The organism is Candidatus Poribacteria bacterium (assembly GCA_026702755.1).
Taxonomy (GTDB): domain Bacteria; phylum Poribacteria; class WGA-4E; order WGA-4E; family WGA-3G; genus WGA-3G.
This window is the reverse complement of record JAPPBX010000061.1, coordinates 89,515-114,507: the sequence shown is the minus strand read 5'-3', so window position 1 is coordinate 114,507 and position 24,993 is coordinate 89,515. Positions and strand designations below refer to the sequence as shown.

Annotated in this window: 24 protein-coding genes; 9 read left to right on the top strand and 15 right to left on the bottom strand. The window is 48.0% G+C overall.

Translation table 11 applies throughout. The features are described from left to right. Window positions 1-2: 2 nt before the first annotated feature. From OXH39_11500 to OXH39_11465, 8 genes are all read right to left on the bottom strand, one after another. On the bottom strand, window positions 3-881 hold the full coding sequence (locus OXH39_11500; protein MCY3551074.1) for a MarR family transcriptional regulator: 879 nt from the start codon (window positions 879-881) through the stop codon (window positions 3-5). A 256-nt stretch (window positions 882-1,137) separates the two neighbouring features. Continuing rightward, a complete protein-coding gene (locus tag OXH39_11495) occupies window positions 1,138-2,874 on the bottom strand; it encodes an ABC-F family ATP-binding cassette domain-containing protein (GenBank protein ID MCY3551073.1) in 1,737 nt (578 codons plus the stop codon). A gap of 39 nt (window positions 2,875-2,913) precedes the next feature. After that, window positions 2,914-3,861 carry a homoserine kinase gene (locus tag OXH39_11490; GenBank protein MCY3551072.1) on the bottom strand — a complete coding sequence of 316 codons (948 nt, stop codon included), beginning with the start codon at window positions 3,859-3,861 and terminating at the stop codon, window positions 2,914-2,916. Between the two features lie 17 nt (window positions 3,862-3,878). After that, window positions 3,879-4,418 (bottom strand): tetratricopeptide repeat protein, encoded by a 540-nt coding sequence (locus OXH39_11485; protein MCY3551071.1) that lies wholly within the window; start codon window positions 4,416-4,418, stop codon window positions 3,879-3,881. Window positions 4,419-4,469: 51 nt separating this feature from the next. Next, window positions 4,470-5,924 (bottom strand): hypothetical protein, encoded by a 1,455-nt coding sequence (locus tag OXH39_11480; GenBank protein ID MCY3551070.1) that lies wholly within the window; start codon window positions 5,922-5,924, stop codon window positions 4,470-4,472. 27 nt (window positions 5,925-5,951) lie between these two features. Next, window positions 5,952-7,247 carry a serine hydrolase gene (locus OXH39_11475; GenBank protein ID MCY3551069.1) on the bottom strand — a complete coding sequence of 432 codons (1,296 nt, stop codon included), beginning with the start codon at window positions 7,245-7,247 and terminating at the stop codon, window positions 5,952-5,954. Then, window positions 7,244-8,509, bottom strand: coding sequence for a DUF790 family protein (locus tag OXH39_11470; protein MCY3551068.1), 1,266 nt, complete (start codon window positions 8,507-8,509; stop codon window positions 7,244-7,246). Before OXH39_11470 ends, OXH39_11475 begins: the two co-directional genes overlap by 4 nt. 22 nt (window positions 8,510-8,531) lie before the next feature. Continuing rightward, window positions 8,532-9,911 carry a DEAD/DEAH box helicase family protein gene (locus tag OXH39_11465; GenBank protein MCY3551067.1) on the bottom strand — a complete coding sequence of 460 codons (1,380 nt, stop codon included), beginning with the start codon at window positions 9,909-9,911 and terminating at the stop codon, window positions 8,532-8,534. A 110-nt stretch (window positions 9,912-10,021) separates the two neighbouring features. Between OXH39_11465 and OXH39_11460 the strand changes: the two genes are divergently transcribed. Beyond that, window positions 10,022-10,237 (top strand): hypothetical protein, encoded by a 216-nt coding sequence (locus OXH39_11460; GenBank protein MCY3551066.1) that lies wholly within the window; start codon window positions 10,022-10,024, stop codon window positions 10,235-10,237. A gap of 207 nt (window positions 10,238-10,444) precedes the next feature. On the opposite strand, the gene OXH39_11455 is transcribed toward OXH39_11460, so the two are convergent. Beyond that, on the bottom strand, window positions 10,445-12,043 hold the full coding sequence (locus tag OXH39_11455) for an AAA-like domain-containing protein (protein MCY3551065.1): 1,599 nt from the start codon (window positions 12,041-12,043) through the stop codon (window positions 10,445-10,447). 192 nt (window positions 12,044-12,235) lie between these two features. Here OXH39_11455 and OXH39_11450 point away from each other — a divergent pair, with 192 nt between their 5' ends. The 8 genes from OXH39_11450 to OXH39_11415 all read left to right on the top strand — a co-directional run bounded on the left by OXH39_11450 (window position 12,236) and on the right by OXH39_11415 (window position 20,680). Then, window positions 12,236-13,201, top strand: coding sequence for a D-2-hydroxyacid dehydrogenase (locus OXH39_11450; protein ID MCY3551064.1), 966 nt, complete (start codon window positions 12,236-12,238; stop codon window positions 13,199-13,201). A 12-nt stretch (window positions 13,202-13,213) separates the two neighbouring features. After that, entirely contained in the window at window positions 13,214-15,109 is a 1,896-nt protein-coding gene (locus tag OXH39_11445) for a HEAT repeat domain-containing protein (protein MCY3551063.1), read from the top strand. A 770-nt stretch (window positions 15,110-15,879) separates the two neighbouring features. Next, window positions 15,880-16,287 (top strand): HIT family protein, encoded by a 408-nt coding sequence (locus OXH39_11440; protein MCY3551062.1) that lies wholly within the window; start codon window positions 15,880-15,882, stop codon window positions 16,285-16,287. 98 nt (window positions 16,288-16,385) lie between these two features. Then, window positions 16,386-17,096 carry an NAD(P)-dependent oxidoreductase gene (locus OXH39_11435; protein MCY3551061.1) on the top strand — a complete coding sequence of 237 codons (711 nt, stop codon included), beginning with the start codon at window positions 16,386-16,388 and terminating at the stop codon, window positions 17,094-17,096. A gap of 52 nt (window positions 17,097-17,148) precedes the next feature. Further along, entirely contained in the window at window positions 17,149-17,874 is a 726-nt protein-coding gene (locus OXH39_11430; protein ID MCY3551060.1) for an NAD(P)-dependent oxidoreductase, read from the top strand. A 49-nt stretch (window positions 17,875-17,923) separates the two neighbouring features. After that, entirely contained in the window at window positions 17,924-18,349 is a 426-nt protein-coding gene (locus tag OXH39_11425; protein MCY3551059.1) for a hypothetical protein, read from the top strand. Window positions 18,350-18,418: 69 nt separating this feature from the next. Beyond that, window positions 18,419-19,192: a glycerophosphodiester phosphodiesterase gene (locus OXH39_11420; protein MCY3551058.1), complete on the top strand. Its 774-nt coding sequence runs from the start codon at window positions 18,419-18,421 to the stop codon at window positions 19,190-19,192. Window positions 19,193-19,372: 180 nt separating this feature from the next. Next, on the top strand, window positions 19,373-20,680 hold the full coding sequence (locus tag OXH39_11415; GenBank protein MCY3551057.1) for a hypothetical protein: 1,308 nt from the start codon (window positions 19,373-19,375) through the stop codon (window positions 20,678-20,680). Here OXH39_11415 and OXH39_11410 read toward each other — a convergent pair. From OXH39_11410 to OXH39_11385, 6 genes are all read right to left on the bottom strand, one after another. Next, window positions 20,670-21,422: a 3-oxoacyl-ACP reductase FabG gene (locus OXH39_11410; protein ID MCY3551056.1), complete on the bottom strand. Its 753-nt coding sequence runs from the start codon at window positions 21,420-21,422 to the stop codon at window positions 20,670-20,672. The genes OXH39_11415 and OXH39_11410 overlap by 11 nt on opposite strands. 3 nt (window positions 21,423-21,425) lie before the next feature. Then, window positions 21,426-22,331, bottom strand: coding sequence for an aldo/keto reductase (locus OXH39_11405; GenBank protein ID MCY3551055.1), 906 nt, complete (start codon window positions 22,329-22,331; stop codon window positions 21,426-21,428). A gap of 36 nt (window positions 22,332-22,367) precedes the next feature. Continuing rightward, window positions 22,368-22,676: a nucleotidyltransferase family protein gene (locus tag OXH39_11400; GenBank protein ID MCY3551054.1), complete on the bottom strand. Its 309-nt coding sequence runs from the start codon at window positions 22,674-22,676 to the stop codon at window positions 22,368-22,370. Between the two features lie 44 nt (window positions 22,677-22,720). Then, entirely contained in the window at window positions 22,721-23,095 is a 375-nt protein-coding gene (locus OXH39_11395; protein MCY3551053.1) for a cupin domain-containing protein, read from the bottom strand. A 112-nt stretch (window positions 23,096-23,207) separates the two neighbouring features. Further along, window positions 23,208-23,969: a sugar phosphate isomerase/epimerase gene (locus OXH39_11390; GenBank protein MCY3551052.1), complete on the bottom strand. Its 762-nt coding sequence runs from the start codon at window positions 23,967-23,969 to the stop codon at window positions 23,208-23,210. Between the two features lie 16 nt (window positions 23,970-23,985). Beyond that, entirely contained in the window at window positions 23,986-24,993 is a 1,008-nt protein-coding gene (locus tag OXH39_11385; GenBank protein ID MCY3551051.1) for a VWA domain-containing protein, read from the bottom strand.

The window sequence follows — 24,993 nt, the reverse complement described above, 5'->3', positions numbered from 1 at the left end:
AGTCACTGATTCGTTTGTTTATGGATACTGCGAAACCAACGTCTATATCTTTGGCTATCTTGAGCCATCTGTTGTAGGAATATCAATTCCTCATCTTCTTTGGCATGGGGATTCGTCTCGAGCAAGGAGAGTAATTCCTCGTAAACTAACTTGTCTTCATGAACGAGTGATGAAAGTAGTTTCTCGAAATTCTCACCATATCCAAGGCGTGCTAACAGCTGGTTCGTATGACGTATTTCTTCGGAGGCGGCTTGGTTTAAGTACGCTGCAAGTTCATGTTCATTGCGCTTTTCCGCGATTTGCGCGAGGATCAATCTTAATCCGACAAGCTTCAGTTTTGCTTGTGCAAGTTCGTCCAAATCCGCTTCAAATCGTTTTTGTAGGTGGTCTGCGTCGCGTGGATGTAACTGCGCGTAACTTGGCCACACCGGTTTTGCCATCACCTGTTTCAGCCGTTTCAGGCTTTCAATCAGGTTTTCTTGCTCTTGCGTGGATAGCTGCCCGAAGGTGCTTTGCCAAAAGCTCGTCGCATGTTCTACACGTTCTCGGAAAAGTTGTTCAGACTGCGGCGTGAGTTTAATCCGTGCACGTCTCCGATCCTTCTCACATTTACGACGGATTACCCAACCGTGCCGTTCAAGACGGCTCACTAAGCCAGATGTTGTGTTATGGGCGAGACCCAAGTGCTCACCAAGTTCACTCACTGACATACCAGCCTCGCTGCCATACCAATGAAGGTGTTGTAGCGCGTTAAACTGGACAATCGTCAGACGGTTGGGAACGACTTCCTGAATAAACCTGGATTTGACAGCCGCTTGCGCATGATGCATCACACGCATTACGACATCAATTTCATTGTGGAATTCTTGGTCTTTAGACATTATCTGGCATGGTTTGCAAGTCAAAACTTGCTGTTAAAAGTTGACAGTATAGAGCGTTTTTTAAGGATATAATCTAAAAAAATTAATATGTCCTATATCAGATACATTTTCCATCGTATACACGACGTAATAATTATACGCGGATTTTATCTGAATGTCAAATTAAAATGAAAGAATGTTAGTTTTAGCATGTTTTCTGGGGAAAATTCGGTATTTTGCTGAAATTATCTGCATTTTTCACAAAATTGGCGGTTCTTTAATTGCTGCCCACGAGACGCTGTGCTTTTATTTTCCGCTTTCGCTTTGATTTCGACTTACGTTTCGGTGAACCAGTTTGCGTATTTTCTATTTTTGGGTTGTCTTCGTTCTGTAGTTGATCCGCTTGAGAGGTTTTTTGCTGCTGTGCTATGTACTCGGCGTAGTTGCCTTCAAAAAGTTCCGCAGTTCCTCCGGATTTACCATCAAAGATGAGCAATTTTGTCGCAAGGTTGTTTAGCAGGTACCGATCGTGGGAGATGATGAAGAGCGTTGCTGGGTATTCTGCCAGTGCTGCTTCCAAAGCCTCGCGTGCTGGGATGTCAAGATGGTTGGTCGGTTCATCAAGCAGTAGGACATTCGCGTTCTCTAATAACAGTTTCGCGAGGAGGATACGGCTTTGCTCTCCTCCACTCAGATTCCCAATCCGTTTGAATACATCATCACCGGAGAATAAAAATTTCGCCAAAAAGTTTCGTATTTCGCCCTGTGTCTGCTTTGGTCGAAGTGCCCAGATTTCGTTAATGATTTCATTATCTGGGTTGAGTCCTTCCAATTCTTGGGTATAGTAGCCGAATTTGAGCGTGGGGCCTACCCACATTTCGCCTTGTGTTGGTGCTTCGTCACCTAAAATCATTCGGAAGAGCGTTGTTTTTCCGGTACCGTTCGCCCCGATAATTCCGATAATATCGCGACGATATACCTCAAAATTCAGGTTTGTAAAAATAACCTTGTCGCCAAATGTTTTGCCAACATTTTGGCATCGGAGGATATCGTTTCCGCCGCGCGCGTCAGGTGTAAAGTTAAGTTTGAGAGTGGGCGCGTCGCTCCTCGGTTTTTCGACTCTCTCCAATCGCGCGAGTCTTTTCCGTCTGCCTTGTGCTTCTCGTGTGCGCTGTCCTGCAATGTTGAGACGAATAAATTCCTCTTCGTGTGCAATATACGCTTGTTGTCTTTTAAATTCCCGTTCCCCAACTAATTGTTCGACCTGTTTGGTTTCAACATACTTGGAGTAGTTCCCACGGTAAATTTTTATCTTATGTTCTTCGAGTTCCCAAACCTTTCGGACAACCTTGTCTAAAAAATACCGATCGTGAGAGACGACGAGGACTGCGCCGTTATATTCGATGTTGAGATAGTTTTCAAGCCATTCGATCCCGTTGATGTCAAGGTGATTCGTAGGTTCATCGAAAAGTAGTAGATCGGGCTTTTCAAGGAGTAACTTGGCAAGTGTTGCTCGGCTTTTTTGTCCACCGCTCAGCACCTGAATCGGAAGATTGAAGTCTATATCACTGAAACCTAAGCCGCCGAGAATGCGGTTGATTTCGTGTTCGTAATCGTAGCCCCCGAGTTTCTCGTGCTGTTCCTGAATCCGAGCATATTCTGCTAAGAGATCTGGTGTTTCTGTTGTCTCCATTTCCTCCGCAAGGAGGAGCATCTTATCTTCAAGTGCTCGCTGTTTTTCAAAGACTTTGAGCATCTCTTGCCTTAGGGTACAGTCGCGTGCAAGTTCAGGTTCTTGGCTAAGGTAGCCGATGTGCAATCCTTTCGCGGACACGACTTTCCCTTTAAAATTGGCAAGCATACCGTTAATAATTTTAATTAAGGTTGTTTTTCCGGTTCCGTTACGGCCAATTAATCCAATTCTGTCGCCATGCTCGATTGCGACCGATATATCGTCCAGAATTAAGTCTGGATCGTACAATTTGGTGACGTGTTCTAATCGTATTAAAGACATATTCCAAATAGTTGTCAGTTGTCGGTTGTCGGTTGTCAGTTAAGAGAACTTGGGTAACAATCTATCAGATAAAGACTGCCATTCGGCGCTGCGGGTAATCATTTCCTTATAGGTATTTGCGCGGTGTACATCTGGACGACGGATATTGAATTGTCTGAATCGCCAAAAGGCTATAGAGAGGGCCGCGTAGTGAACGAAACAGTCTAAGGACTGCCATTCATTCTCTGTCAAAGGTCGCAAGGCATTGTAGGCATCTAAAAACCGCTGTGCAGCCTCAAGATTTAATTGGTGCTGCGATGTGTAACAGCACCCAATGAGTGTCATTCCAACATCGATTAGTAAAGTATCGTGACATCCCTCCTCAAAGTCAAGGATTGCTACCATTTCATCGCTGTCGAAGAGGGTGTTGTCCAAAAAGAGATCTCCATGTAGAAGCCCCGTCGGGAGTGATCCGGTGAGTTGTGGTTCCATTGATTCTAATTGTGATTTCAGCGATTTAACAAACGGGTGCGTGGCAAATTCTGTGCCTTGAACCTCCTTAAAAAAAGGGGTCATTTGTGAGATTCCCATTGCAAAACGGGGCAACCCTGAAATGGGTGGGATGCAGTGCAATTTTGCCAGTGCCTCGCCGAGTTGTGCCAGCGTGTTCGGTGAGGGGTGTGGTTGCTTCCCTCGCAGGAAGGGGTAGAGCATTACGCTGCCGAATGTCTCATGCGTAAGCGGTTTCTGATCTTTCGTTAGGATCGGATACACCGTCGGGTACGCGTGCACGTAGAGGTGCTGCAACAACGCTATTTGCATGTCGAGCTCTGTCGAGTCTTTCTCATCGCAAATTTTGAGCAGAAACTCACCATCTGTGGTTGTCAACTTAAAGTTGCTGTTTCCAAATCCACCGGCAATCTCCTCAAGTTTTATCGGTGTTCCGATCGGATATTTTGCGACGATATGCGCGACTTCTGGGGCTGAAAGGGTTGTGTAGCGTGCCATATTTTGTCGCTGAGACCTTACTCATTGGGTTCAGTGACTTTCTCTAATTCTTGGAATTCCGGTGTGTTACGAATGTTGTCAAAGGCAGGTTCCGTTTTCGCAGAGGAAAATGCCGCCTTGTCTAAACGAATTGCCTCACGCAACGAGGCGATTGAGAGTGCCTTCTCTGCTTTATGTGAATAGGCGACAGCGAGATTGTAATGTGCTTTCGCGAAATCAGCGTCTAACTGAGTAGCACGCTCCCACGCTTGGATGGCTCGATCGAGTTCTCCTTGATTGCCATAGACAACGCCTAATGTGAAAAATGGCATTACCCACCCCGGTTCGCTCTGGATTGCCAAGCTGAGTTCCATGATGGCTTGTCCGAAATTGCCTTCATCGGCATACGCTATGCCCCAATTATAATGCGCGACAGCGACAGCATTCGGTTCAGGTGCCTCCGAACTTTGTGAATAGGGAATCGCTTTCGGACCGCACGCGGTAAGGCAGATAATCAAACCCGTGATTAACAGTAGCGCGCAAAGGCGTAACTTGTTTAGTCCATATAGAAAAGTCATAATTTTTCCCTCCATCTCTCCGTTACATTTTAGCAGAAGATGGGATTGAAATCAAGGTCTCCCTGCTTTTTTCACGTAAATCGCGTAAACCTTCGGATCTTCTGGACGAATCCCTGTGTAATTGAGTCGAACACGGATCGTTTCTTTTCCTTTAACCCGTTCACCCCGTTTCCACTTCACTTTTTCATGAAATCCTGACGTAAGAGGATGACAGTCTTCTCTGGAATACCCTTCAAGCGGTTGGAAACGTTCGTCTAAGATGTCAACTGTAACCTGACTATACTCGGACAATCCATCAACGTTCAAGGACACTGTGCAAAGTTGTCCTTCAAGGTCAATAGGTGCTGAAATCACGTGTGGTGGCTGCGCTGTTTTCCGCGTCATGTCTGCTACCTGAAAGTAACCGAGTCGATCGCGCTGCCACGTTGCGATCCGGACCCCGTTGCTGAGCTGCTCTGGCCAGGGGGCATACCAGAAGAGTGTCTCGTCGCCAACGTTTTCAAAGCCTTGTCCCTGCATAAGTGCGGCGTGTTTGAAATTCATCGGTGTCGGTAAATGTTCAAAGTCGTCCTCCGCTGCCTCTACCATCTGAAAATCTGGAATCGGCTCTCGGTAGTGAAGCGCGTCGTTGCTGACAACTAACCCGAGATCCATTGTCACATGTCGGCGATCGTTATTTTCCGGTCCGTGCCACTGCCCATAAAGACCAAGAATCACATTCCCGCGGTTCCACAGTGCTGCACCGAGGTGTACCTGTTCGCCTTGGTGTGCACCGTATACCACGGGTCTTGGTGGGATGTTACCCCGCCGAAAACCCAAACATGAGGCTTCGATCCAGTGTTCAAAGTCGTAAGAGGCATATATTACCATCTGTCGTGTGGGCCCTATATGGCTACCGCCATGTGCAGTTAGATAGTAGCAGCTGTTGAATTTCGTGAGACCGGACATTTCACAGGATGGTGGGTTTGGATGCCGTTCAGCCTCGTGCCATCGGAGTCCGTCTTCACTGAACATAACTGCGAATTTTGGGGTATATTTGGAGGTTTCAATGATGGCTTTGAACCGACGCGCAGGATCGGGGTCATCCGGTTCATAATACACGACACACGCTTGAATGTGGTATTGTCCGCCTTGTATGTCCACGAGATTGTTTCGGGTTGAGCCGTTATATTCTACCAGTCCGAGTTCTGGTTTCTCCCAGTTGTATCCATCATGACTCTTTGCGAAGCAGACCCGATGGTGCCAACTATCGTCATCGCCTTGTGCTAAGTACCACATCCAGAGTTCGTCGCCAACACGCTGGACAGATCCATAGTAGATAACACGGGAACTGTCTGGTGCACCGAGAGGACCGGGATGGAGCACAATTTGGGTGCGATCAACACCGGCTCTGTAAGGCACGAGGTGTAACCGAACACCGTGTTGGAACGGAATGCTGTAGTCATCGAAAGGAAACAGGACAATCTCGTCTGTGCTTATGTGTTCAGGATTGTTTTTGATAATCATGTTTTAGTGATTGTCGGTTATCAGTCTTTAGTTTGCCTCGCGGTGAAAGGTAAGGTGTACATCAGGCGTTTCTTCTAAAATTGCGTCGTAAACGAGTGGCTTGACCCTTTCACTCAGTTCGGAAAAAGGAATGTGCTGCGCAAGTGTGATTACTACCAATTCATCTCGCGGCGAAATCCAGAATTCTGTGCTTGCTCCACCGATCCAACCGTATTCGCCGACTTGGGAGGCAGGCACCCAATCTGTCTTCTGCACACGCACCGAGACACCCAGTCCAAAACCGAGTCCAGCATAACGTTTATCCGGTTTTTTGTCGAGCGGTATCAGATGTTCTGATAGATGGTTGCGTGTCATCAATTCCACGGACTCTGCTGTTATTAACCGTTTTCCAGCGAGTGTGCCTTTACCTGAAAGCATCAGACAAAACCGGGCAAAGTCAGCAGCAGTAGAGACCAAACCGCCACCAGCGGATAAGAATTTTGGTTTCTCTGTAAAACTATTTTTGGATACGTGACCCGTTCCGCCCTCCGGTGCGTCAATAGTCTGCAAGTCTCCGTCCGGCTTTGGACCATACATCCGCGCAAATCTGTCAATTTTCTCTGGCGGGACGTAAAATCCGGTATCTACCATACCCAACGGTTGGAAGATCTGCTCGGCTAAGAACACATCGAAAGGCTGATCAGAAACCACCTCAATCAGCCGTCCTAAAACGTCTGCAGCGATGCTGTAATGCCATTTTGTTCCAGGTTGATATAACAGTGGAATCCTGCCGAGTCGCTCAACCATTTCCTGTAAGTTGCATTCATGTAGGAGATGTAAACCCTCCTCTCGGTAGCATTTATCTACGGCAGTTTGCCCTGCCATGTATCGGGCAGCACCGGGCAATCCGGAGGTGTGACGTATCAAATCTCTGACGGTCATATCCCGATCTGCTTCAACCAACGTGAGTGTATCAGCATCTGAATCCAAGGCGACTTTCAACCCACCTAATTCGGGGAGGTACACGGAAACCGGTGCATCGAGTTGTAGTTTCCCTTCCGCACAGAGCATCATTACTGCCACTGCAGCGATCGGTTTGGTCATTGAGTAGATACGGAAAATAGTATCTGTTTGCATCGGTTTGTTCGCTGCAACGTCCATCATACCGTGTGCTTTGAAGTGCGCTACCTTACCCCGCCGTGCCACAACCGTGACCGCGCCAGCGAGTCGTTCTTCATCAATAAACTGCTGCGTGGTGGTGAAGATGCACTCAAGCCGTTCCGCTGAAAGTCCTACCTCATTTGGTGTTGCGGTTAGGTTAGAATTTAATTCTGCGGTGTTCATTTTTCAGATTTTGCCTCGTTACCGTCCGACACGAGTGAATTCAAGATTGGGAGCAAGGCGCGCATCGTCGGAACATCTCGGAACGTGAAGCCGAATTGTGAAAAATATGTTGATGCTTCCAGTGCCTCGGCAATAAGTGGATTTTTTTCCAGTTCCTTTGAAACACCAAGAATCAGGGACACGTCGGTTTGGTCAGCGAATGTATTGAGTCGAGCGATAAGATGTCCTTGATGCCACGGATGAAACAGTTCGATAGCAGTCTCCACACCACTTTTGTGGACGAGATGATAGTCTGGGAAACAATAGAAATCGCCCGGTAAAGGCATGAACTGGCTTCCGGGACGGATCTGCCAATCGTCGGTTTTATTACGGAGCATCGCCTGAAAAAGTTGGATGTCTTCTGGGATGTAGGCGAGGAATTGTTGCGAGATCGGTTTGATACCGCACGATTCATCAAGTGATAACTGAGAACGTCGATTATTTCGGAACTGAATCTCCGCAGTGAGTTCCCATTTGGGTTGATGCAGCACTGCCATGAAGAAGTTCGCCAGATTCATACCGTAACGCTTCGTTTTGTAAAAGAGGTTAAGCGGTCCATCCACCGTAATCTGATAGATTTCTTTGTCGTCGGTTCTCTCTTTCCGAATTGTGGAGAGCAGTTGGTTGAATCTCAGATACTTGAACAGTTGACGGAGTTCGGCTGTCATAGAATCGGCAAGTTTTAGCGTGAGGGTGTCGCAGTGGAGGAGCAACCCTTGGACTTGCGCCGCGTTATAGCGATGAAGTAACCGTTCAGCCGAAAGCGTGTTAAATGTCAAAACCGGTTGGCAACTCGGCAGGTCTGCATAGAGTTTAGCACTCAGCTCCACTTCTTCTGTAGACGATTCATCTGCCATTATTTGTGATACTTTGCCTTGATAGTCTGTGTAATCCTCGAAATGCTCCTGTGAAAGCAGACGGCTTGTTTCTGTAAAGAGTTTGTGCCGAAACGCGATTAATTCTTCATTCGGTTCGGTGTCAAACTCTGTCCGATCTAACAACAGTTTTTCGAGTCCACGCTTGATTATAGGTGTTCCGGGTGTGCTATCAATAATATGCTTGCTGGACTCCAAGAGTGTTGCACGTTGTGTATCTGGTGACGCTTCAAAGACAGCGATTAATTGTTCGGCGGTTGCCAACAGTTGGTGATCGGTAGGTTTTACAAATTCGGGATAGATTTGTCCCTTCTGAATTTTATACCGGAGTAGGTCTTTGGTAAGCATGATATTTTGGTTTACGGCACTACTACTTTGCCCTATAAGCGTGGTGTTGTCTACGTCGCTTGTTGACGAAATGTTCACCTGTCTGTTTGGAGATGAGTTCGTAAAGCACCGCCTGTTTGCCTTCTCGTTTACGGAGGATACGTCCCAATCGCTGTACGTGCTCTCGGACACTTCCACTTCCAGAGACAATAATAGCGACATTCGCCTCCGGCACATCTACGCCTTCATTTAGCACTTTTGAGGTGACGAGGATAGAATAGGTGCCGTCGCGAAAGCCGTTTAAAAAAGCGTTCCGTTCTTTGGGTTTCGTCTGATGTGTTAGCACTGGTAGGAAGAAACGTGTGCCGAGTTGATACGCCGTGTCGTTATCCTGCGTAAATATGAGGATTCGATCGCCGCGATGTCTTTGAATCAGTTTCCATACCCACTCTTGTTTTGTTGTTGAGGCAAAGCTGAGCTGCTTCTGTGTAAGATACGCTTTGAAAGCATCGCGTCCTTCATCCGTTTGTGAGGCTTTCCAGAGGAATGTATGCCATCCGCGCGGGGAACCCATGTTTATTCTCGCCTGCTTAAGGAAGTTTAGGTAAGTACGACGCGCTTCCTCGTACTGGACCCGTTCGGTGTCTTCCATCTCAACCGCAATCGTTACGACACGATACTCAGAGAGCGTTTTTCCGGAGAGTTCCTGCACTTGTGCCTCATAACAGCATTCACCGACAAGGGCATAGAGCCGACTCTCTTTCCCATCAACCCGTTCAGGTGTGGCTGTCAACCCCAGACGAAAGGGAGCGATGCTGCTGATTGCGGCGTACTGATACTGTTCCCCCGGTAAGTGGTGACATTCGTCGAAGATGGCGAAGCCGAACCGATTGCCGTAGTAAGGGGCGTGCATGACAGCCGATTGGTACGTCGTCACGGTGAGATCTCGCAATTCATGATAGCCGCCACCATAGCGTCCTATCTCTTGTCCAAAGTATTCGGTCAGCACAGTGTACCATTGGTGCATAAGGTCAATCGTCGGCACATGTACCAGTGTAGGACGCTGCGTGTCGGCGATAAGCAGGATAGCGATGAAGGTTTTACCAGCACCTGTAGGGAGGGTTACGACACCTCGTTTACCGTTGGCATGCCATGCGTCAATCGCCTCAATCTGATAGGGGTAAGGCGTAAGTAATTTTTGGTGCGTGAAGCGTTCAACTGTGAACTGTCTTGCAGTGTCTTGATACGGAATGTCGTGCGCACGCAGCTGCGAGACGATGTGCCGATAGCGATAGGCGGGCGCGCGGAAGGTGAGCGTACGTTCATCCCAGCGGATGTCAGGTAAGTGTGTCTGAAGAGCCTCAGGAACATCTTGTAGGATGAGGGTGCCTTTGTCAAAGTTGATTTTTAACGGCGTTCCCATAAATCACACCTTTCACGCATACACTCAGGAAAAGTTTGACATTATCTGTGGAATTGTGCTAAACTTCTAATGGAGTTCGTTTTAGTCTTTTAGGACTAAGGGAGTCACAGATGGACAATCAAGAATTTCAAAGACTCGTTTTAAATTGGATGGAGCGCGTGGATACTCGCCTTGGTTCACTTGAGCAAGGTGTAAGTTGGATAAAGGGAAAAATGGGAGGGCGTTCTGAATCATCGTCAACGCACCGCGCGAACCTTGCCCTCGGTATTAGTATTGTTGTGGGTATTGGAAGCCTCATCGGACTCATTATTAGTTGGGTTAGGTAAGAAACAAATTAGTCTCCTGTCAAGAATGTGTGCAGCTCGTCCTCAAATTTTTCAAGCCCAAAACGGACAATCCCCTATATCAAATCATAACATGTTTCTGTTTAGATGTCAAGCGAAAATTTTGAAAAATTAAGGCATTGATACTACACGAAATTTGCTCGGAATCACGGGACTTCGCTTCCACATCCTTCCAAAAGGTCCCATGCATTAGGTAACAACAGAAGGCCGTTCTTGCACGACAGGAATAACATAACTCCGAAGCGTCACACCCTCTACAGTTTCTGTTTCTACCCGGGAGTCTGGTGCTTGGCGGTGATCGAAAATGACATAGTACCCCGCCATCGCGTCTTCAAGTTTGAGGTACGCGGTGAGTTGCTTCTTACCTACTTCATAGCGTCTGGCACCTTCCCATATCTTTGTTTCAACGATGTATTTTCGAGCGTTGTGAATGATGAGAAGATCCATCCTACCACGTCCTGTTGGAACTTCAAGAAACATGTTCGCACCAACGACACGCACAAAGTGATCCAGATACGCGTAAAGTAGGTGTTGCCCGACGTATTCTTGCGGTGTATCTGGCACTTGTAAGATCCTGAAGCCTGCACGGGCAATAAACGCTTGGAAGTTATCAAGAAGCGATTCTAAATCAATATCTCCTTCTGAGGTGAGGTAATCCGTGAAGCCTATGTCGGTGTCTTCAGGGAAGTAGGTATCCTCAAGCCCGTTCACGAATGGTTTGAATATCTGCAGGATGCGATGCTGATAGAGAGGGTTAACGATTTCACACATACCGTCTCTGCCTTCAGTAATGACCCCATAAGTGACGAGTTCGTTCATGAGGGCATCGTCCGGGTTGAAAGGCAAACCTCTGTCATAAGAAGCGATTTGCATCAGGATATCTCCAAAACGTCTATCTCTGCGAACATTGGTTCTCAGATGATCAATGTTGGTGTTTGCTTCGCGAAGGAGATACGTATATGCTTTGGCAAAGTGCGCTATCGTTATCGTCTCGGTTTTGGGAATATCCATCTCCTCGGTAAGTATCTGCCCGAATCGATTAACGAGAAAGGGTTGCCCTCCAGTCTGTTTATGAATGGATGTGACGACCTCCATAGTGAAGGCTTGACCTATTTCTTCCGTATACTGTTTAAGCAATTCGTCTACCTGTTCAAGCGTGAAGTTAGATAAAGTGAATTCATCCTGAATATTGAACGGTGAGATTGACCTGTCGTAGTTAAGTTGTCTGATATTTTTCACACCGATGATGCTGAGACTGTAAGGTGACTGCGGCGTGGTTCGGGAGACATAGATGCGGCGGAGCGAATACAGAAAATCACTTACAACCGTCTTTGGAATGCCATCGAACTCGTCTATAATGAGGACAACCCGTTGCCCCTTTAGCAACCTCGCGAGGTTGCTAAAGAACCTTCGCATCAAAACGTGGTCGCTTATCTGTGTGCTTTCCAGAAAGTGCATTAGCACCTCAGAAATCGAGTTTCCACGTTTTTGGAGAACGACCTCAATTTCTTCGCGAATATCTTCGTATAAGTACCTGTAAAAGTCCGAAACTGATCGGTTTTTATATTCTTCAAAATCGAGTTGAATGGGGAAGTAAGTTTCGTCTTCGTCTATGAGTTTATCAAGTGCGCGATAGAAGAAGGTCGTTTTGCCCGTTTGGCGTGGTGCAAAAATAACTATATAACGCCCTTCCTTGACACGGTTGATGAAATCCGCAATTTCATCGGTGCGATGGACAATGAAGTTTTTCTCGGGATCCACGGGACCTCGGGTGCCGAAAGTTCTCATCTTCTCCCTCAGTTTTCTGTCTGTTTCTTGTAATAGGTTGCGGGTCGTATAGATAGCACTTGGCGCGAAACTGTGATTTATTCTATCACATCAGTATGTGGGAATCAACGTTTTTGTTTTCTTCGTTTAACTTGATTTTCTGCTGCTACTCTGCTAAAATAGGGAAAAAATTACAGAGAGGAACAAAAAACCGTGCCAAAACTCATAATGATGCCGCCACAGAACGCGGAATCTCACGAATGGGCTGAACGTCTTCACAACGAATTGCCTGTCTACACTTTCGTCTTACCCGAGACAGACGACGCAGTGGCTGAACATCTTCCCAATGCAGATGCTGTCTACGGTTGGGTGTCACCGGAACAACTGCCGTTGGCGGAGAATTTAAAATGGTTACAAAATCCTGCCGCAGGTCCCTTCCCGGGCTACTATTATCCAGCGTTGATTGAGCATCCAGTCGTCGTCTGTAATCCACGTGGTATTTACAACGACCATATCGCACAGCATATTATGATGTTCGTGCTTGCGCTTTCGCGTGGATTGCCCTATTATATGGACGCACAACGTGAAGGGGTCTGGGATAAGAACGCACGCAAAAATGGATACATTGATCTTGCTCAGGCGACGGTGTTGGTCGTCGGGGTTGGCGGTATCGGACATGAGACCGCGCGGCTCTGTAACGAATTCGGAATGAAGGTGATTGGCGTTGATCCACGGTGGGAGTATGAGGTGCCTTTTGTGGAAAAACACGAACCCGATGAATTGGATACACTCCTTCCACTTGCCGACTTTGTGATAACCACAACACCACATACACCTGAAACGGAGGGAATGTGGCATAAAGATCGCTTTGCCCTGATGAAGGATACCGCTTATTTCATTAATATCGGGCGTGGTAAGACGACAAAACTTGCCGATCTTGTTGCAGCACTTGAACAAGGCGTTATTGCCGGATGCGGCTTAGACGTGTTTGAAACTGAACCCTTGCCTGCCGAAAGTCCACTCTGGCAGTTGCCCAATGTGTTAATAACGCCACATATTGCTGTCAAGGATGCCGAGAACATTGAGGTACGGCGATTTGACCTTCTCTTAGAAAACGCGCGTCGGTTCGCGGAAGGTGAGCCGTTGCTGAACGTCGTCAATAAGGCAGCATGGTACTAAAAAAGAGGTGATATGACAACAGTGAAACGAAATCTTTTAAACGATGAACAGATTCGTCATTTCATCGTCAACGGGTATGTCAACGTCACTGCTGACCTACCGACACACATCCACGAAACTATCTACGACAAAACGGATGAACTCTTCGCCGGTGCAATAGATTTCCGAGGTGATGGGCAACACAATCCACTCAACAACATTCTACCGTTAGTCCCGGAACTTCAATTCGTTTTGGAGTCGCCAGAGGTACGTGGCGCACTCACCAGCATTTTGGGAAACGGATATGTCATGCATCCGCATCGGCACTGCCATCCTAATTTTTCGGGAAGCACACCGAGTGGAAAAGAGAACGGCAAAGAGCGGTTGATGATGCCGCTTCACAAGGATGGACATGCCGGTGGCAAGCGACCCCGCCACCGAACCCCGCGTTGGGCAATTCTCTTCTATTATCCCCAACCCTGTCTCGCTGAGCAGGGACCGACCTGCATCATACCCGGAACGCAATACATCCGAGAATTTATGCTGGATGGCGAACGCCAACGTCACGAGGTCCATGCAGAAGGCGAAAATGGCACACGACTGCTCTCGGAGAATTTCCTGAATCGCAACCTTGTTCCGATGTCCGGTGAACTCGGCACCGTGTGGATTATGCACTTTGATATGGTGCATTCGTTCCTTCAGAACTATGTTCCTCTGAATCGCTACGGCATGAAGTTTGTTTTTATGCGTACCGAGCAACCGACGGCACCTTCATGGGACAGCGAATCTCCCATCTGGCAACTCCCCGAAGTCAACCATGTTCCTTACGATGCCGAGATCCTCTGGACCTATATATGGAATTGGATGTATGGGAAAACCGATCTATATAAAACCGACCGTCCGAATGCCGCGATGGATATAGACGCAGCAGTTGCAGCACTGAAAACAGACAACACAACTGCTCGTATGGAAGCCGCTAACACTTTAGGCTTCATGCGGGAAGGTGCTGCTAATGCTGTTCCAGCACTTGTTGATGCGCTTAAGGATGATTATGAACCGCTGCGACGGAACGCCATCTATGCGCTTGGTGCCATCGGAAAACCTGCTGTTGATCCGCTCATCGACGCACTCGCTGTGGAGAAAGAGGTGTTTGATATGGAGCCGATTCTCCATATCTGTGATGCTGCACACGGACTCGCTGCGCTTGGCGCATCGGGTGTCCCTGCACTCATAGCCGCATTGGAAGACGAACGCGAAAACGTCCGCGCTTCTGCCGCGTATGCCTTAGGTGAAATGGGTCCGGTCGCAGCAGAGGCAGTTGATGGACTTATTGCGTTGCTAACGGATGAATCAGAAGAGGTTCGTCGGCATGCGACTTCAGCATTGGGTATGGTTAAGGAACCGGTATCGAAAACCGTTCCAGCATTAGTACGAGTTTTGGAAGATCGTGAAGACACAGATTTAGCGTTTTTTGCGGCGCAAGCGTTGACGCGTATTGGACCTGATGCAGTAGAAGCTATCCCGGCATTGCGGGAAGCATTGGTGAGCGAGTCGGCGTATGTACGAGGCTTCTCTTCAGAGGCGTTGAGCCGAATTGGTACTGCTGAGGCGTTGCAGGCACTCGTGCCGTTCCTAAGGACCGCGCGGTGGTTCAACTATGTCAAAAAGAATGTACCGGCTTTCAGTATTGATTTGAAGGACACAACATCCGCACCGATTAACGCGGATTCCCTCGCAAAACTAATTCAGGAGTGGGCAGCGGAAAAAGATGTACCTTTATCAGAGACCGAAGAAATCATCCAAGATTCCAATACGCAATTCCAAGTAACCTTCAGTGGTGGCAGGCGGGTAACTGCACGCGTTGAGGGAGATGTACTAAACCTCTATCACAAGCGACGTGTGGAGGCTGGGTTTAAAACGTATCGTTAGGGAACGTGAGTGCCTAAAATTTACAATAATGTAGTATTGTTAAACCTTTTTCCATTATTATGCGTCTCAAAATCTATTAGGTTGGGTTTTCCTACACTAATGTTTGTACCCGATAGACATTTTTTCCGTTAAATGCCATAAGTTAAAACGTTTGGAGGGTTTTGAAGTGTCAAAATTGACGGTCTCGGAGGCTTTAAAACTGGTAAAGGCGAAAAGGACTACACTCTATAATGCCTTGGGGTGTAGGCACGGTAGCATCCACTATAGACGCCCGCGGTCGACCAGTCATCAACGCCGTGGTCTTGCAACGCTGCTATGGTATGCTATCAACGCTCTCCCAAAACGGAAATAGTAAATAAATCTCAACAAACGGGGGATGCTACGGCAGACCCCGTGAATCCTTCTCATCCCTTCCGCAGCTCGCTTAATTCCTTTTTCTGTTTTTACACCATATCTAACAGGGCTTACGCAGCTCCCTTTGCTGACGAGGTTTGAAACCTCGCCAGCGTCGTGCGGTTTTTCTTGTTTTTTCAGGGATAGGTTTCCGGTTGATTTTCTATGCCAAATTTGCTAAAATATCTACAAAGATTGCGTCTAAGGAAACGCCAATTTGATAATAAATGATGTGCGTTTGATAATAGGTTCTTTCTCCGAAGGTCCACCTTTCGACCGCTGTAGCACAAACTTTCGAGTTTGTGTGCTATGGGCGCAAACTGGAAAGTTTGCGCTACAATATGCTATTATCAAACTCACGTTAAGGAAGCAACGTAATGGATTGTATATTTTGTGCGATTGTTGCTGGCGACATCCCGGCAGCCACAGTATACGAAGATGAACACGTCTTCGCATTCATGGATATTGCTCCCGCAAACCCGGGGCATACCCTCCTTATACCGAAGCAACACTATCGAAATATCTTTGATATGCCCACAGAGGTAGGTTGTAAAATTATGCAAGCCGCGATCCCACTCGCAAACGCGATCCGGACAGCATTGAACGCTGATGGGCTTAACCTCGTTCAGTCAAATGAAGCCGCAGGATTTCAGACCGTTTTCCATTTCCATCTTCATTTGATTCCGCGATGGGAAGGGGACCCACTTCGCTTGCCGTGGCGACCGAGCGAAGGAGATATAGAGGAGATTGGCAACATTGCGGCAAAGATTCGAGATGCCTTGTAGAACAAAATGCGTAGCTTGCAATGAAATGAAGAGCGGATATAAGAAAGGCATACTAAAGTTAAAACCTACACTGTTTAACCGCAAGGAATAATTGAAAAATGAATATCTTAATTACCTCCGCTGGTTCTGAACTGGCGCGCAACGTGGCAGCAGCGTTGTCGGAAACGCATACGCTCCGCTTAACGGAATTGCACCCCGTTGAAAATGTTGAAGGAACGTTTGTACAAAGCGAACTTGGGCACGGGGAGGAGACCAACGAACTGGTGCGCGGCATGGATACGATTATCCACATCGCCGAGGTCCCGCCTACCCTTCTTGCTGAAGCTGACCAACCCGATAATTACGCTATTGATTATCAGACGCGCTGCACTTATAACCTACTGATGGCGGCATCCGAGGAAGGTGTAAAACACGTCATTTACGCAAGCACGCTCCGCCTCTTCGAGCAGCACGGTGAAGACTGGACGGTTACGGAGAGTTGGCGACCCCGTCCCTCTGTTGATAGTTTTGTGCTTTCAAAGCATCTCGGTGAGTTCACGTGTAGAGAGTTCGGTCGCGAAGGTAAAATCAACGTAACATGCCTTCGCCTCGGTAATCTCATTACTGCTGATGCTGCTGCCACCGCTGAGTTTGATTCGATGTGGCTTGAGATGAACGATGCTGTCGCTGCGTTTCAAGGCGCGCTTGAATCGCCCTCACCGTGGCGAATTTTTCATGTCCAGTCAGAATTTCCGGGTTCCCGTTTCTTGATTGGGAAAGCCAAGGGGCATCTGAAATTTGAACCGCAATTTGTACCATCACCTCGGTAGGGGGCGTCCCCTCCGAATCGCGACGTTTTTCAAGGAGGCTATAATTAAAAAAATGAAAGTTCTCATTTTAGGCGGTAACGGCTACCTCGGACCGCATGTCGTCAAAGCATTGGAACCTTACTATACTTTGCGGGTCACAGACATCAACGACCTTGAGACGAAGCACGAATCGATGCATATTGATGTCGGTTCGTTGGATCAGGTCATGCGCGCTGCTGAGGGAATGGACGCAATCCTCAACTGCTCTGTGCTTCGGCACGATAGGCAGTTAGCTTTTGATGTCAGCACGCGTGGGTGTTATAATACGATGCGCGCCGCTGTGGAACACGGTATCCGCAGGGTCATCAACACCGGACCGCATTTCACCATCCAAGGAGATGATTATACCACCTACGATTACGAAATTAACCCTGATGTTCCACCGCACACAAGCACCGGGCTCTATCCGTTGACGAAGGGACTCGGACAGGAAATTTGTAAAGTCTTCACTGAGCATTACGACATCTATGTGCTTTGTTACCTGTTCCTCAGTTTCCGGGAGCACGAGGACCAAGCGGAAGGCACAGATCTCAATCCCTTCTCTGTCAGTTGGCGGGACGCGGGTGAAGCGTTCCGACTCGGCTTGGAAATTGATCTGGAAGCACTTCCGTCCCGCTGTGAGATTTTCAATATCTTTGCAGATCTGCCGCATCAGCAGTTCTCGAATGTCAAAACGAAACGCATCTTAGGTTTTGCCCCGCAGGATAACTTTGAGCAGATGTGGCATAAGAAGGCTTGAATTGGGTTGTGCACACAATGCTTATCAAATGTTTGCAGGAGGAATAGTGATGGCAAGTATTGAGAATCCAACGGAACTAAAAGTAGAACATTTGCTGAGTGGTGTTAAACAATTATCGCCGGTCGAATTGGATGAATTCACTCAAAAATTTGTAGAATGGCAACGACAGCAAGAAGCAGAAGTAGGTGAGGATGTTGATCCTGAAGCCTCGGATGCCGAGGTGTTAGCATCTATACGGGCAAATTTACTATTGCCTAAAAAAGAGAATCGGCGGTATTGGCAGTTGCGATGCAAACGTGAAGATGAAACTTTGAGTGATACGGAGTTGTCAGAGTATCAAGAACTTGTAAACCGGTTGACAATTCTGAACACCAAACGTCTTGAAGGGATTGCTATTTTGGTGCATCGTTGGGGAAAACCAGCCGAAGATATTATCGCGGAGTTTGAATTAAGGGCGGGGAACGATGTCTTCTGAATATGAGAATGGCATTACGGGCTATCGGGAAATATCCACCGGTAATTGACAGTAATTGAGCAATGCGTTATGAAAATTCAACTCTTGGCACATCGAGGCGGCATGGGGCGTGCACCGGAAAATACGCTTACCTCTTTCAAGCAAGCATTAGCAGACGGTGCCGATGGTTATGAGTTTGATGTCTGTCTCACCCAGGACAAGCAACCTGTGCTAATTCACGTAGGTTTCAACCAGTACAACATTCGAGAAGCCACCGGATGTACAATACCACTCAGTCAACTCACTTGGAAAGAGGTACAGCAGCTGACAATGGAAACCTCTGACGAACCCGTTGCACACCTTGATGATGCCCTCCGATTTACACGCGAAAATCAGATGCCGTGTTTCGTTGAACCGAAGTCAGATGTTCCCGAACTACTTCCTATCATTATAGAACGGATCCACCATTTCGAGGTTGTTCACCTCGTTAGCATTCTTACTTTCTACCTCCGAAAGCATCTGCTTGTGGATGCCAAGCGTTTAGAACCGAAGTTACAGACGAGCGCGATTCTCATCAATCCGATGGCAAATTTCCTCAAGGCTGCCGCTGCTATTGACGCAAACCGCATCATCTTAGGGTGGAGTGGTATTAACCACTTCGGACTCTATAACACTTTCACACGCGCTGTTACGCGGCAAATCAAGCAACTTCGTGAGAATGGGATTGTCGTGGAGGCTGGGTTTATTCAGACAGCAAAGGATGTCGCTTGGGCGGTCTCGCCGCAGAAATCCGGTGGTGTTGATAGTTTGTGGGTGGATGATGTGCCTTATATCAGAAGTTGCCTCCAAGAGATTTCGTCTTAGTGGGTACTTTTAAAGACAGGACTTACGCAGAAAGCGAATATTCGGATGGAAGGCAGGGAAGGACGGAACCCGCATCCATACTTCCACCCTTCCAATCTTCCGATTCTGCAGGAAAGGAAGGGATTTTGCGTAAGCCCTAAAAGATACACTATCGTGCCATCCTGATGAGTACGTATTATTATGAACATCACTATTTGCAACCCATTGTTAAGAACCCCGCTTTCTCTTATTGTTGACGATTCGTGTCCAGTGATTAATCTTACCTACTACTGGATACAGCAACGGCACGCATGGAAGGCACGGCATCAACCGGGTGTTCCACCTGACCGTTGGGAAGGTAACGCCACGCAACTGAAAAAAATACCACCAACAATCCCCGCGGATTTTGCAGCGGAGTGGGCAGAATGGTGTTGGGAGAACGGCGTGAAGGGTAAATTCAGCCTTATTCCGTATCCTGCAGGAGTGGGGCGCGTCGATGAAGGGTTTCCCAATTTCCCGACATTGGAATATCAGGCATGGATGCGCGTTTACCGGGAGCTTATCTGGCCCAGTTTTGATTTGACACCGGAGATGCTCACCCATACCGCTGTCGTTGATCTGGACACATTCGCGCTTACAGAGGAATGGGAGCAGGTGGAATGGGTGAATCCGCCTACTGATAATAGGCTCACGGACTACATCATCGCAGCGATGGAAATACTTGATAACGTTGGCATTCCGTGTGAAGGCGTGACGAGTCCTGGTGCCTTTGGAAAACGCCAAGAGGCAGCGTATGCGAAGGCGGTACTAACAGCCTCTCAACATGTCAATAACAACCCGCGCCCCTTCTATTTCCTCTGGCTCAAACACGATGAACTTCCCGATGTGCCTATCTGGTATGCTGAAAAGGAGAACGGCATAGCGATTGCCAGTATTGTCGCATGTGCTGGAGACTGGTTCGGTGGCTGGACGGGATACGATTTAGGAGATGCCGATCGATTTATTACAGAGGATGGACAAGGTGGTCGCTTGCCGCCGATTCTTGAAAAGGAACTCCCGTGTGTTCTCGTCGGGCATTGGCCCGGGTTCTATTTCAACGGTGAGAAATGTGGGTTTGAGATTCTGAAGACTGTCAAAGCGCGACTCGACAATTATGATCCGGATGGCACGAAGACGCTCTGGATGAAAACTTCGGAAATTGGACACTATTGGATGGCGCGCGAACTCACCGACCTAACAGTTTTGGAACGAGATTCTTCTGGTTTCCCACCTGATAAGGGGGGTAGGGGGGTTGTGCAAGAGGTTAACCTTTCCACCCAATTCCCAACAGCAAACTTCACGCTGGCTATTGATGCCCCAGTCCGCCATGTTCAGGTCAACGGGTGGGATCTACGTGAAGTTCATTCCCGCCGCGATTTTCAGTGCGATACGTTTCTCTGTGAAGGTAAGCAAACGTTTGTCGCCTTTGACTTGGAAATTGGTAAGACGGAACTCGCGCTTACGGAATGAGGATACGTCCACCACTCGCTATAACAGTCGAACCCGTCATATAACTGGATTCCTCGCTTAAGAGGAACGCTATTACGTCTGCCATCTCTTTCGGCTCACCAAACCTGCCGAGTGGTGTCGTAGAACGCAGCTGCTCTGCCATTTCTGGCGAGACTTCACCTAACATGTCTGTCGCAATCGCCCCGGGGGCAACCGAATTAATACGGATGTTGTGCGGCGCAAGCGGTCCGCAGCACGATTTTGTCAGGGAAATCACTCCTGCTTTCGCTGCTGCGTAGGGCAATTGATTTGGACGGACTGCCAGCGCAGCAATCGACGATACATTGACGATACGTCCAAACTGCCTCTCAATCATTCCCGGTTTGACTGCCCACAACACGTTGAAGGGACCTGTCAGGTTGATTGCAACAATCCGATCCCAGTGTTCAGGTGTGAGTTCGTCAAACGTCATATCCCCGACATCTCCAGCGTTGTTTACCAGCAGTTCAATCGCCCCGAGTTTTTCCGTCACCGTTGCGACCATTCTGTTCACGGCATCTCTATCGGCAATGTCGGCTTGGACAGGTATCGCTTCCTGCCCCAGGTTTCCGCGAATCTGCTCGCAAACCTCTTCCGCTTTCGCCGCCGCGCGGGAGTAGTGGACGGCAACAGTCGCACCCTCACCAGCGAGTTTTAGCGCGGTTGCCTTTCCAATGCCACGGCTTCCGCCGGTTACCAATGCGATTCTTCCCTGAAATCTCATTTTTTAAATTTTCCTTGCGGTTAATTGTTCCCATACATCGTCGGGAACTGGTGTCGTAGCGGCGGCGAAATTCTGTTCTACTTCTGTTGCATTCTTGGAACCGGTCAGGCTCATTGCGATGCGGGGTTGCCCGAAACAGAATTGAATGGCAAGATTCAGTACATTCTGGTTGTTATCATTTGCCCACTGCCAGATTTGATGTGCTCTTTCGGCGTCAGATGTACCTAAATGTGGGTTGCTGGTTAACACATCTGGCTCAAGCCCTGAAAGCAGTCCCATTGCAATGGGACTTCCGTTAATAATTCCGATGTCGTTTTCAGCAGCAAGCGGTATTAACCACTCGTTTGCGGTTTGACTCAGGAGTGTGTAATCCAAATACGTTAGAATCACATCGACGACTCCCGTTTCAATGGCGATTTTATGGAATTCGTGTTGCCGAACCCCAAGGCCGATGAACTTAATCAGTCCTTCCTCGCGCATTCGTTGGAGTTCATCCAGCGCACCGCCTTTCGCGACAACGGGGTCCATGCTATCTGGATCATGCACTAAGCAGACATCAAGGTAATCTGTCCCTAACAGACGTAGACTATTTTCAACGCTACGGCGGGTGCCGGGACCGCTAAAGTCGCCGCGCCATTCGGGATGTGTGCCTGTTTTCGTGGCAAGATAAATCTTCTCACGCCAACCGTTGGCGAGTGCTAATCCTACGCGTCTTTCACTTTCGCCATAGAGGGGCGCGGTGTCCAGATAATTGATTCCTAAATCAATCGCTCGGTGCACCGCCTCGATGGCTTCATCGTCGGTGACATCGCCTCTGCCGAGTCCCGCGCCGCCCATACCGAGGCATGTAACTTCTAATTCTGTTCGTCCCAAGCGTCGCAACGGCAACGGATGTGTTTGTGTTGACATAATTTCGCCTTTCTTAATAAGCGTGCGCTATAGATGTCAGAGTCCTGCGACATATTCAACTTCCTTTTCGATACGTGGTCGCAAGCGTGGTTTGAGTGAATCAGCGATGACGAGGTCAATCTTCTTTTGAAATAGGTCCTCGAGAAAAATACGGAGCTCCATATATCGATCAAATGACACTTCCTCAAGTTCTACAAGCAGATCAATGTCACTCTCGTCATGAGCAGTGTCTTTAACATAGGATCCGAAAAGCCCAAGCCGTTTTACACCGTAGGTTTGCAGCGTATTCTGATGGTTGAGAAGCGTTTGTTTAATCTCGCGTTTGGTAAGGATTGTTGTATTCATTTTCTCCTATCCGTGTTACGGCACAACGAGATATGCCTATAACTTTATACCGATGTGAATTCTCGGTGCAAATGCCCACGGCGTGCATCAGGGGGTATCACGCTCACCCACTGCACCCCTTTAACCACGTCGTCGGGGGTATGTCCATGTTCGACACCTTTAGGCGTAACAACTAAATCCCCGGGACCGATACGATAGGATTCAGACTGCCCTTCAGCCGTTCGGAGCGTCACTGTGGTTGCGCCTTCTGTAAAATACCAATACTCGTCGAAATCGTGGTAGTGAAGTTCAGTCGGATTTTCTTTGGAAACGGCGAAAGCCCCGATTGTCGTCATATCTGGGGTATCCAAGACTTTTCCGAGGACCTCGCCAACGCGCTCCCCTTCACTCAATCGGATAACACAAAGATTTGTATCCATGTTGTTTCTCCCTTTTTATACTAAAGAAAACGTAGTCCGTAATGTAATGGAGGACGGTTCTACGGAAAGGCGCGTCAAAATCTAAACCCTGCTCACCGAACCGCAAGGTAAATTAAAGAACTCCGATATCTTTCAGGTGTTGAAGTGAATCTGCCACCCGCGCCTTGGCACCTGCTTCGTCAAGGTTTTCGCCCTCAACACCCTCTAATTCCATGGTGAAGGGACCGTAAAAGCCTGCCTCGTTCAACGTCTGGAATACGGCTTTGAAATCGACAACACCCTCACCGAGCGCGGGGAAATTCCACGTTCGATAACCGCCATTTGTATCCTTAAGGTGGACAGCACCAACATGCCCGATGACTTTCTGGACTTCCGTAACAGCCGTCACATTGTGATTGTAGTAATAGACGTTGCCGGTATCGAAATTGACACAGATATTCGGATGATTCACGGCTTGCATCGTTTCAAGTGCGATGTCGCCATTGTGTATCAGATCTGGGTGCGTTTCTAAGCATACTTTAATGCCTGCTGGTGCAGCATTTTCACCAATGGCGCGGAGCCGGTCATATACGGCGTTCCGATCCGCGTCGCCAGCGTGGACGCTGACAAAGATAATTTTCACATCCATCTCGGCAGCAATTTCTAAGGTCGTCTGAAAATCTGAAACGACTGTTTCGGACTGAACATCGCAACTGCCGAGCAGACTGGTAGCAGTGAGTCCATGTGTGTCCAATTCTGCACAGAGAGCATCAACAGAGTCAGCGGTAGGGACACCAATTTCTACGTTTGTCAAACCGATTTCTGCCAAGTGCGAATACGCTCCGTCACGAAACTGTCGGTAGCTTCCTAAGTTGCACGCGATAATATTTTCCATTTTCATCTCCTACTTTTTATGGGATTTTTCGTAGTACTGTGTTGCTCAATAGAATCTCGATTCCCAACAGTAGCACTGCGGGTATCAAGAAATATGTTGCCAACTCTTTGTGGGTAACAGTGTTGAAGGTCTTAAATTCTGTCTTTTCAAAACGGTCGATTTCCGCATAGATCTGCTTCAGTGATTGTGTGTCTATAGCGCGAAAGTAGCGTCCTTCTGTCGTCTGGGCAATCTGCTTTAGAGTATCCTCGTCAAGATAGGTGAGAACCTCACGGTAGCGTTTGCCGAATGTCATGTCTGCATAGGGGATACGCGCACCGCCCTCTTTTCCCATACCGATGGTATAGACCTTGATCCCGAAGGATTGTGCGAGAGACGCTGCTGCTCCTGGATTGATACTGCCAGCGTTGTTTTCACCATCGGTCAACAGGATGACAATCTTGGTTTTCGATTCCGAGGCACGTAAGCGTTGGGTAGCGGTCGCAAGTGCATCCCCGATAGCCGTGCCGTCCTCAAGTTGACCGATCTCTACATCGCCGAGCAATTCTGCTAACACCTGATAATCCAATGTCAGAGGACAGAGTGTGAAACTTTCACCGGCGAAAACAACTAAGCCGATGCGATCATTTTCGCTGTGGGTCAGTCTTTTTTCAAGCATGGCATTGACAACCGATTTAGCGGTTTGGATGCGGTTCATTCCCTCAAAATCTTCCGCCCGCATACTCTCGGAGATGTCAAGAACTAAGAGGATATCAATACCTGCTGCTAATCTATGTTCACGGCTTTGAGAGAGTTGTGGACGAGCAAGCGTGACGATGAGAAGCGTAATCACGATGAATCTCGCTACTTTCAGTATTGGCAACGCTTTAATCGAAAAAGTTTGCTGCATGTCTTGAATTCCTGCTAAGAACCCGCGTTTGAAGTCAGAGAAGCGAATTACCTGTCTGTGCAGCCGCCGCAAAGCGATTATTAGCAGAGGTACTACAATAAGTAAACTGAGAAAGATAGGAGATGCTAACTGCAT

Coding starts and splice junctions, on each gene's coding strand:
- OXH39_11500 (MCY3551074.1), bottom strand. CDS start 881: ATGTCTAAAGACCAAGAATTCCACAATGAAATTGATGTCGTAATGCGT.
- OXH39_11495 (MCY3551073.1), bottom strand. CDS start 2,874: ATGTCTTTAATACGATTAGAACACGTCACCAAATTGTACGATCCAGAC.
- OXH39_11490 (MCY3551072.1), bottom strand. CDS start 3,861: ATGGCACGCTACACAACCCTTTCAGCCCCAGAAGTCGCGCATATCGTC.
- OXH39_11485 (MCY3551071.1), bottom strand. CDS start 4,418: ATGACTTTTCTATATGGACTAAACAAGTTACGCCTTTGCGCGCTACTG.
- OXH39_11480 (MCY3551070.1), bottom strand. CDS start 5,924: ATGATTATCAAAAACAATCCTGAACACATAAGCACAGACGAGATTGTC.
- OXH39_11475 (MCY3551069.1), bottom strand. CDS start 7,247: ATGAACACCGCAGAATTAAATTCTAACCTAACCGCAACACCAAATGAG.
- OXH39_11470 (MCY3551068.1), bottom strand. CDS start 8,509: ATGCTTACCAAAGACCTACTCCGGTATAAAATTCAGAAGGGACAAATC.
- OXH39_11465 (MCY3551067.1), bottom strand. CDS start 9,911: ATGGGAACGCCGTTAAAAATCAACTTTGACAAAGGCACCCTCATCCTA.
- OXH39_11460 (MCY3551066.1), top strand. CDS start 10,022: ATGGACAATCAAGAATTTCAAAGACTCGTTTTAAATTGGATGGAGCGC.
- OXH39_11455 (MCY3551065.1), bottom strand. CDS start 12,043: ATGAGAACTTTCGGCACCCGAGGTCCCGTGGATCCCGAGAAAAACTTC.
- OXH39_11445 (MCY3551063.1), top strand. CDS start 13,214: ATGACAACAGTGAAACGAAATCTTTTAAACGATGAACAGATTCGTCAT.
- OXH39_11440 (MCY3551062.1), top strand. CDS start 15,880: ATGGATTGTATATTTTGTGCGATTGTTGCTGGCGACATCCCGGCAGCC.
- OXH39_11435 (MCY3551061.1), top strand. CDS start 16,386: ATGAATATCTTAATTACCTCCGCTGGTTCTGAACTGGCGCGCAACGTG.
- OXH39_11430 (MCY3551060.1), top strand. CDS start 17,149: ATGAAAGTTCTCATTTTAGGCGGTAACGGCTACCTCGGACCGCATGTC.
- OXH39_11425 (MCY3551059.1), top strand. CDS start 17,924: ATGGCAAGTATTGAGAATCCAACGGAACTAAAAGTAGAACATTTGCTG.
- OXH39_11420 (MCY3551058.1), top strand. CDS start 18,419: ATGAAAATTCAACTCTTGGCACATCGAGGCGGCATGGGGCGTGCACCG.
- OXH39_11415 (MCY3551057.1), top strand. CDS start 19,373: ATGAACATCACTATTTGCAACCCATTGTTAAGAACCCCGCTTTCTCTT.
- OXH39_11410 (MCY3551056.1), bottom strand. CDS start 21,422: ATGAGATTTCAGGGAAGAATCGCATTGGTAACCGGCGGAAGCCGTGGC.
- OXH39_11405 (MCY3551055.1), bottom strand. CDS start 22,331: ATGTCAACACAAACACATCCGTTGCCGTTGCGACGCTTGGGACGAACA.
- OXH39_11400 (MCY3551054.1), bottom strand. CDS start 22,676: ATGAATACAACAATCCTTACCAAACGCGAGATTAAACAAACGCTTCTC.
- OXH39_11395 (MCY3551053.1), bottom strand. CDS start 23,095: ATGGATACAAATCTTTGTGTTATCCGATTGAGTGAAGGGGAGCGCGTT.
- OXH39_11390 (MCY3551052.1), bottom strand. CDS start 23,969: ATGGAAAATATTATCGCGTGCAACTTAGGAAGCTACCGACAGTTTCGT.
- OXH39_11385 (MCY3551051.1), bottom strand. CDS start 24,993: ATGCAGTTAGCATCTCCTATCTTTCTCAGTTTACTTATTGTAGTACCT.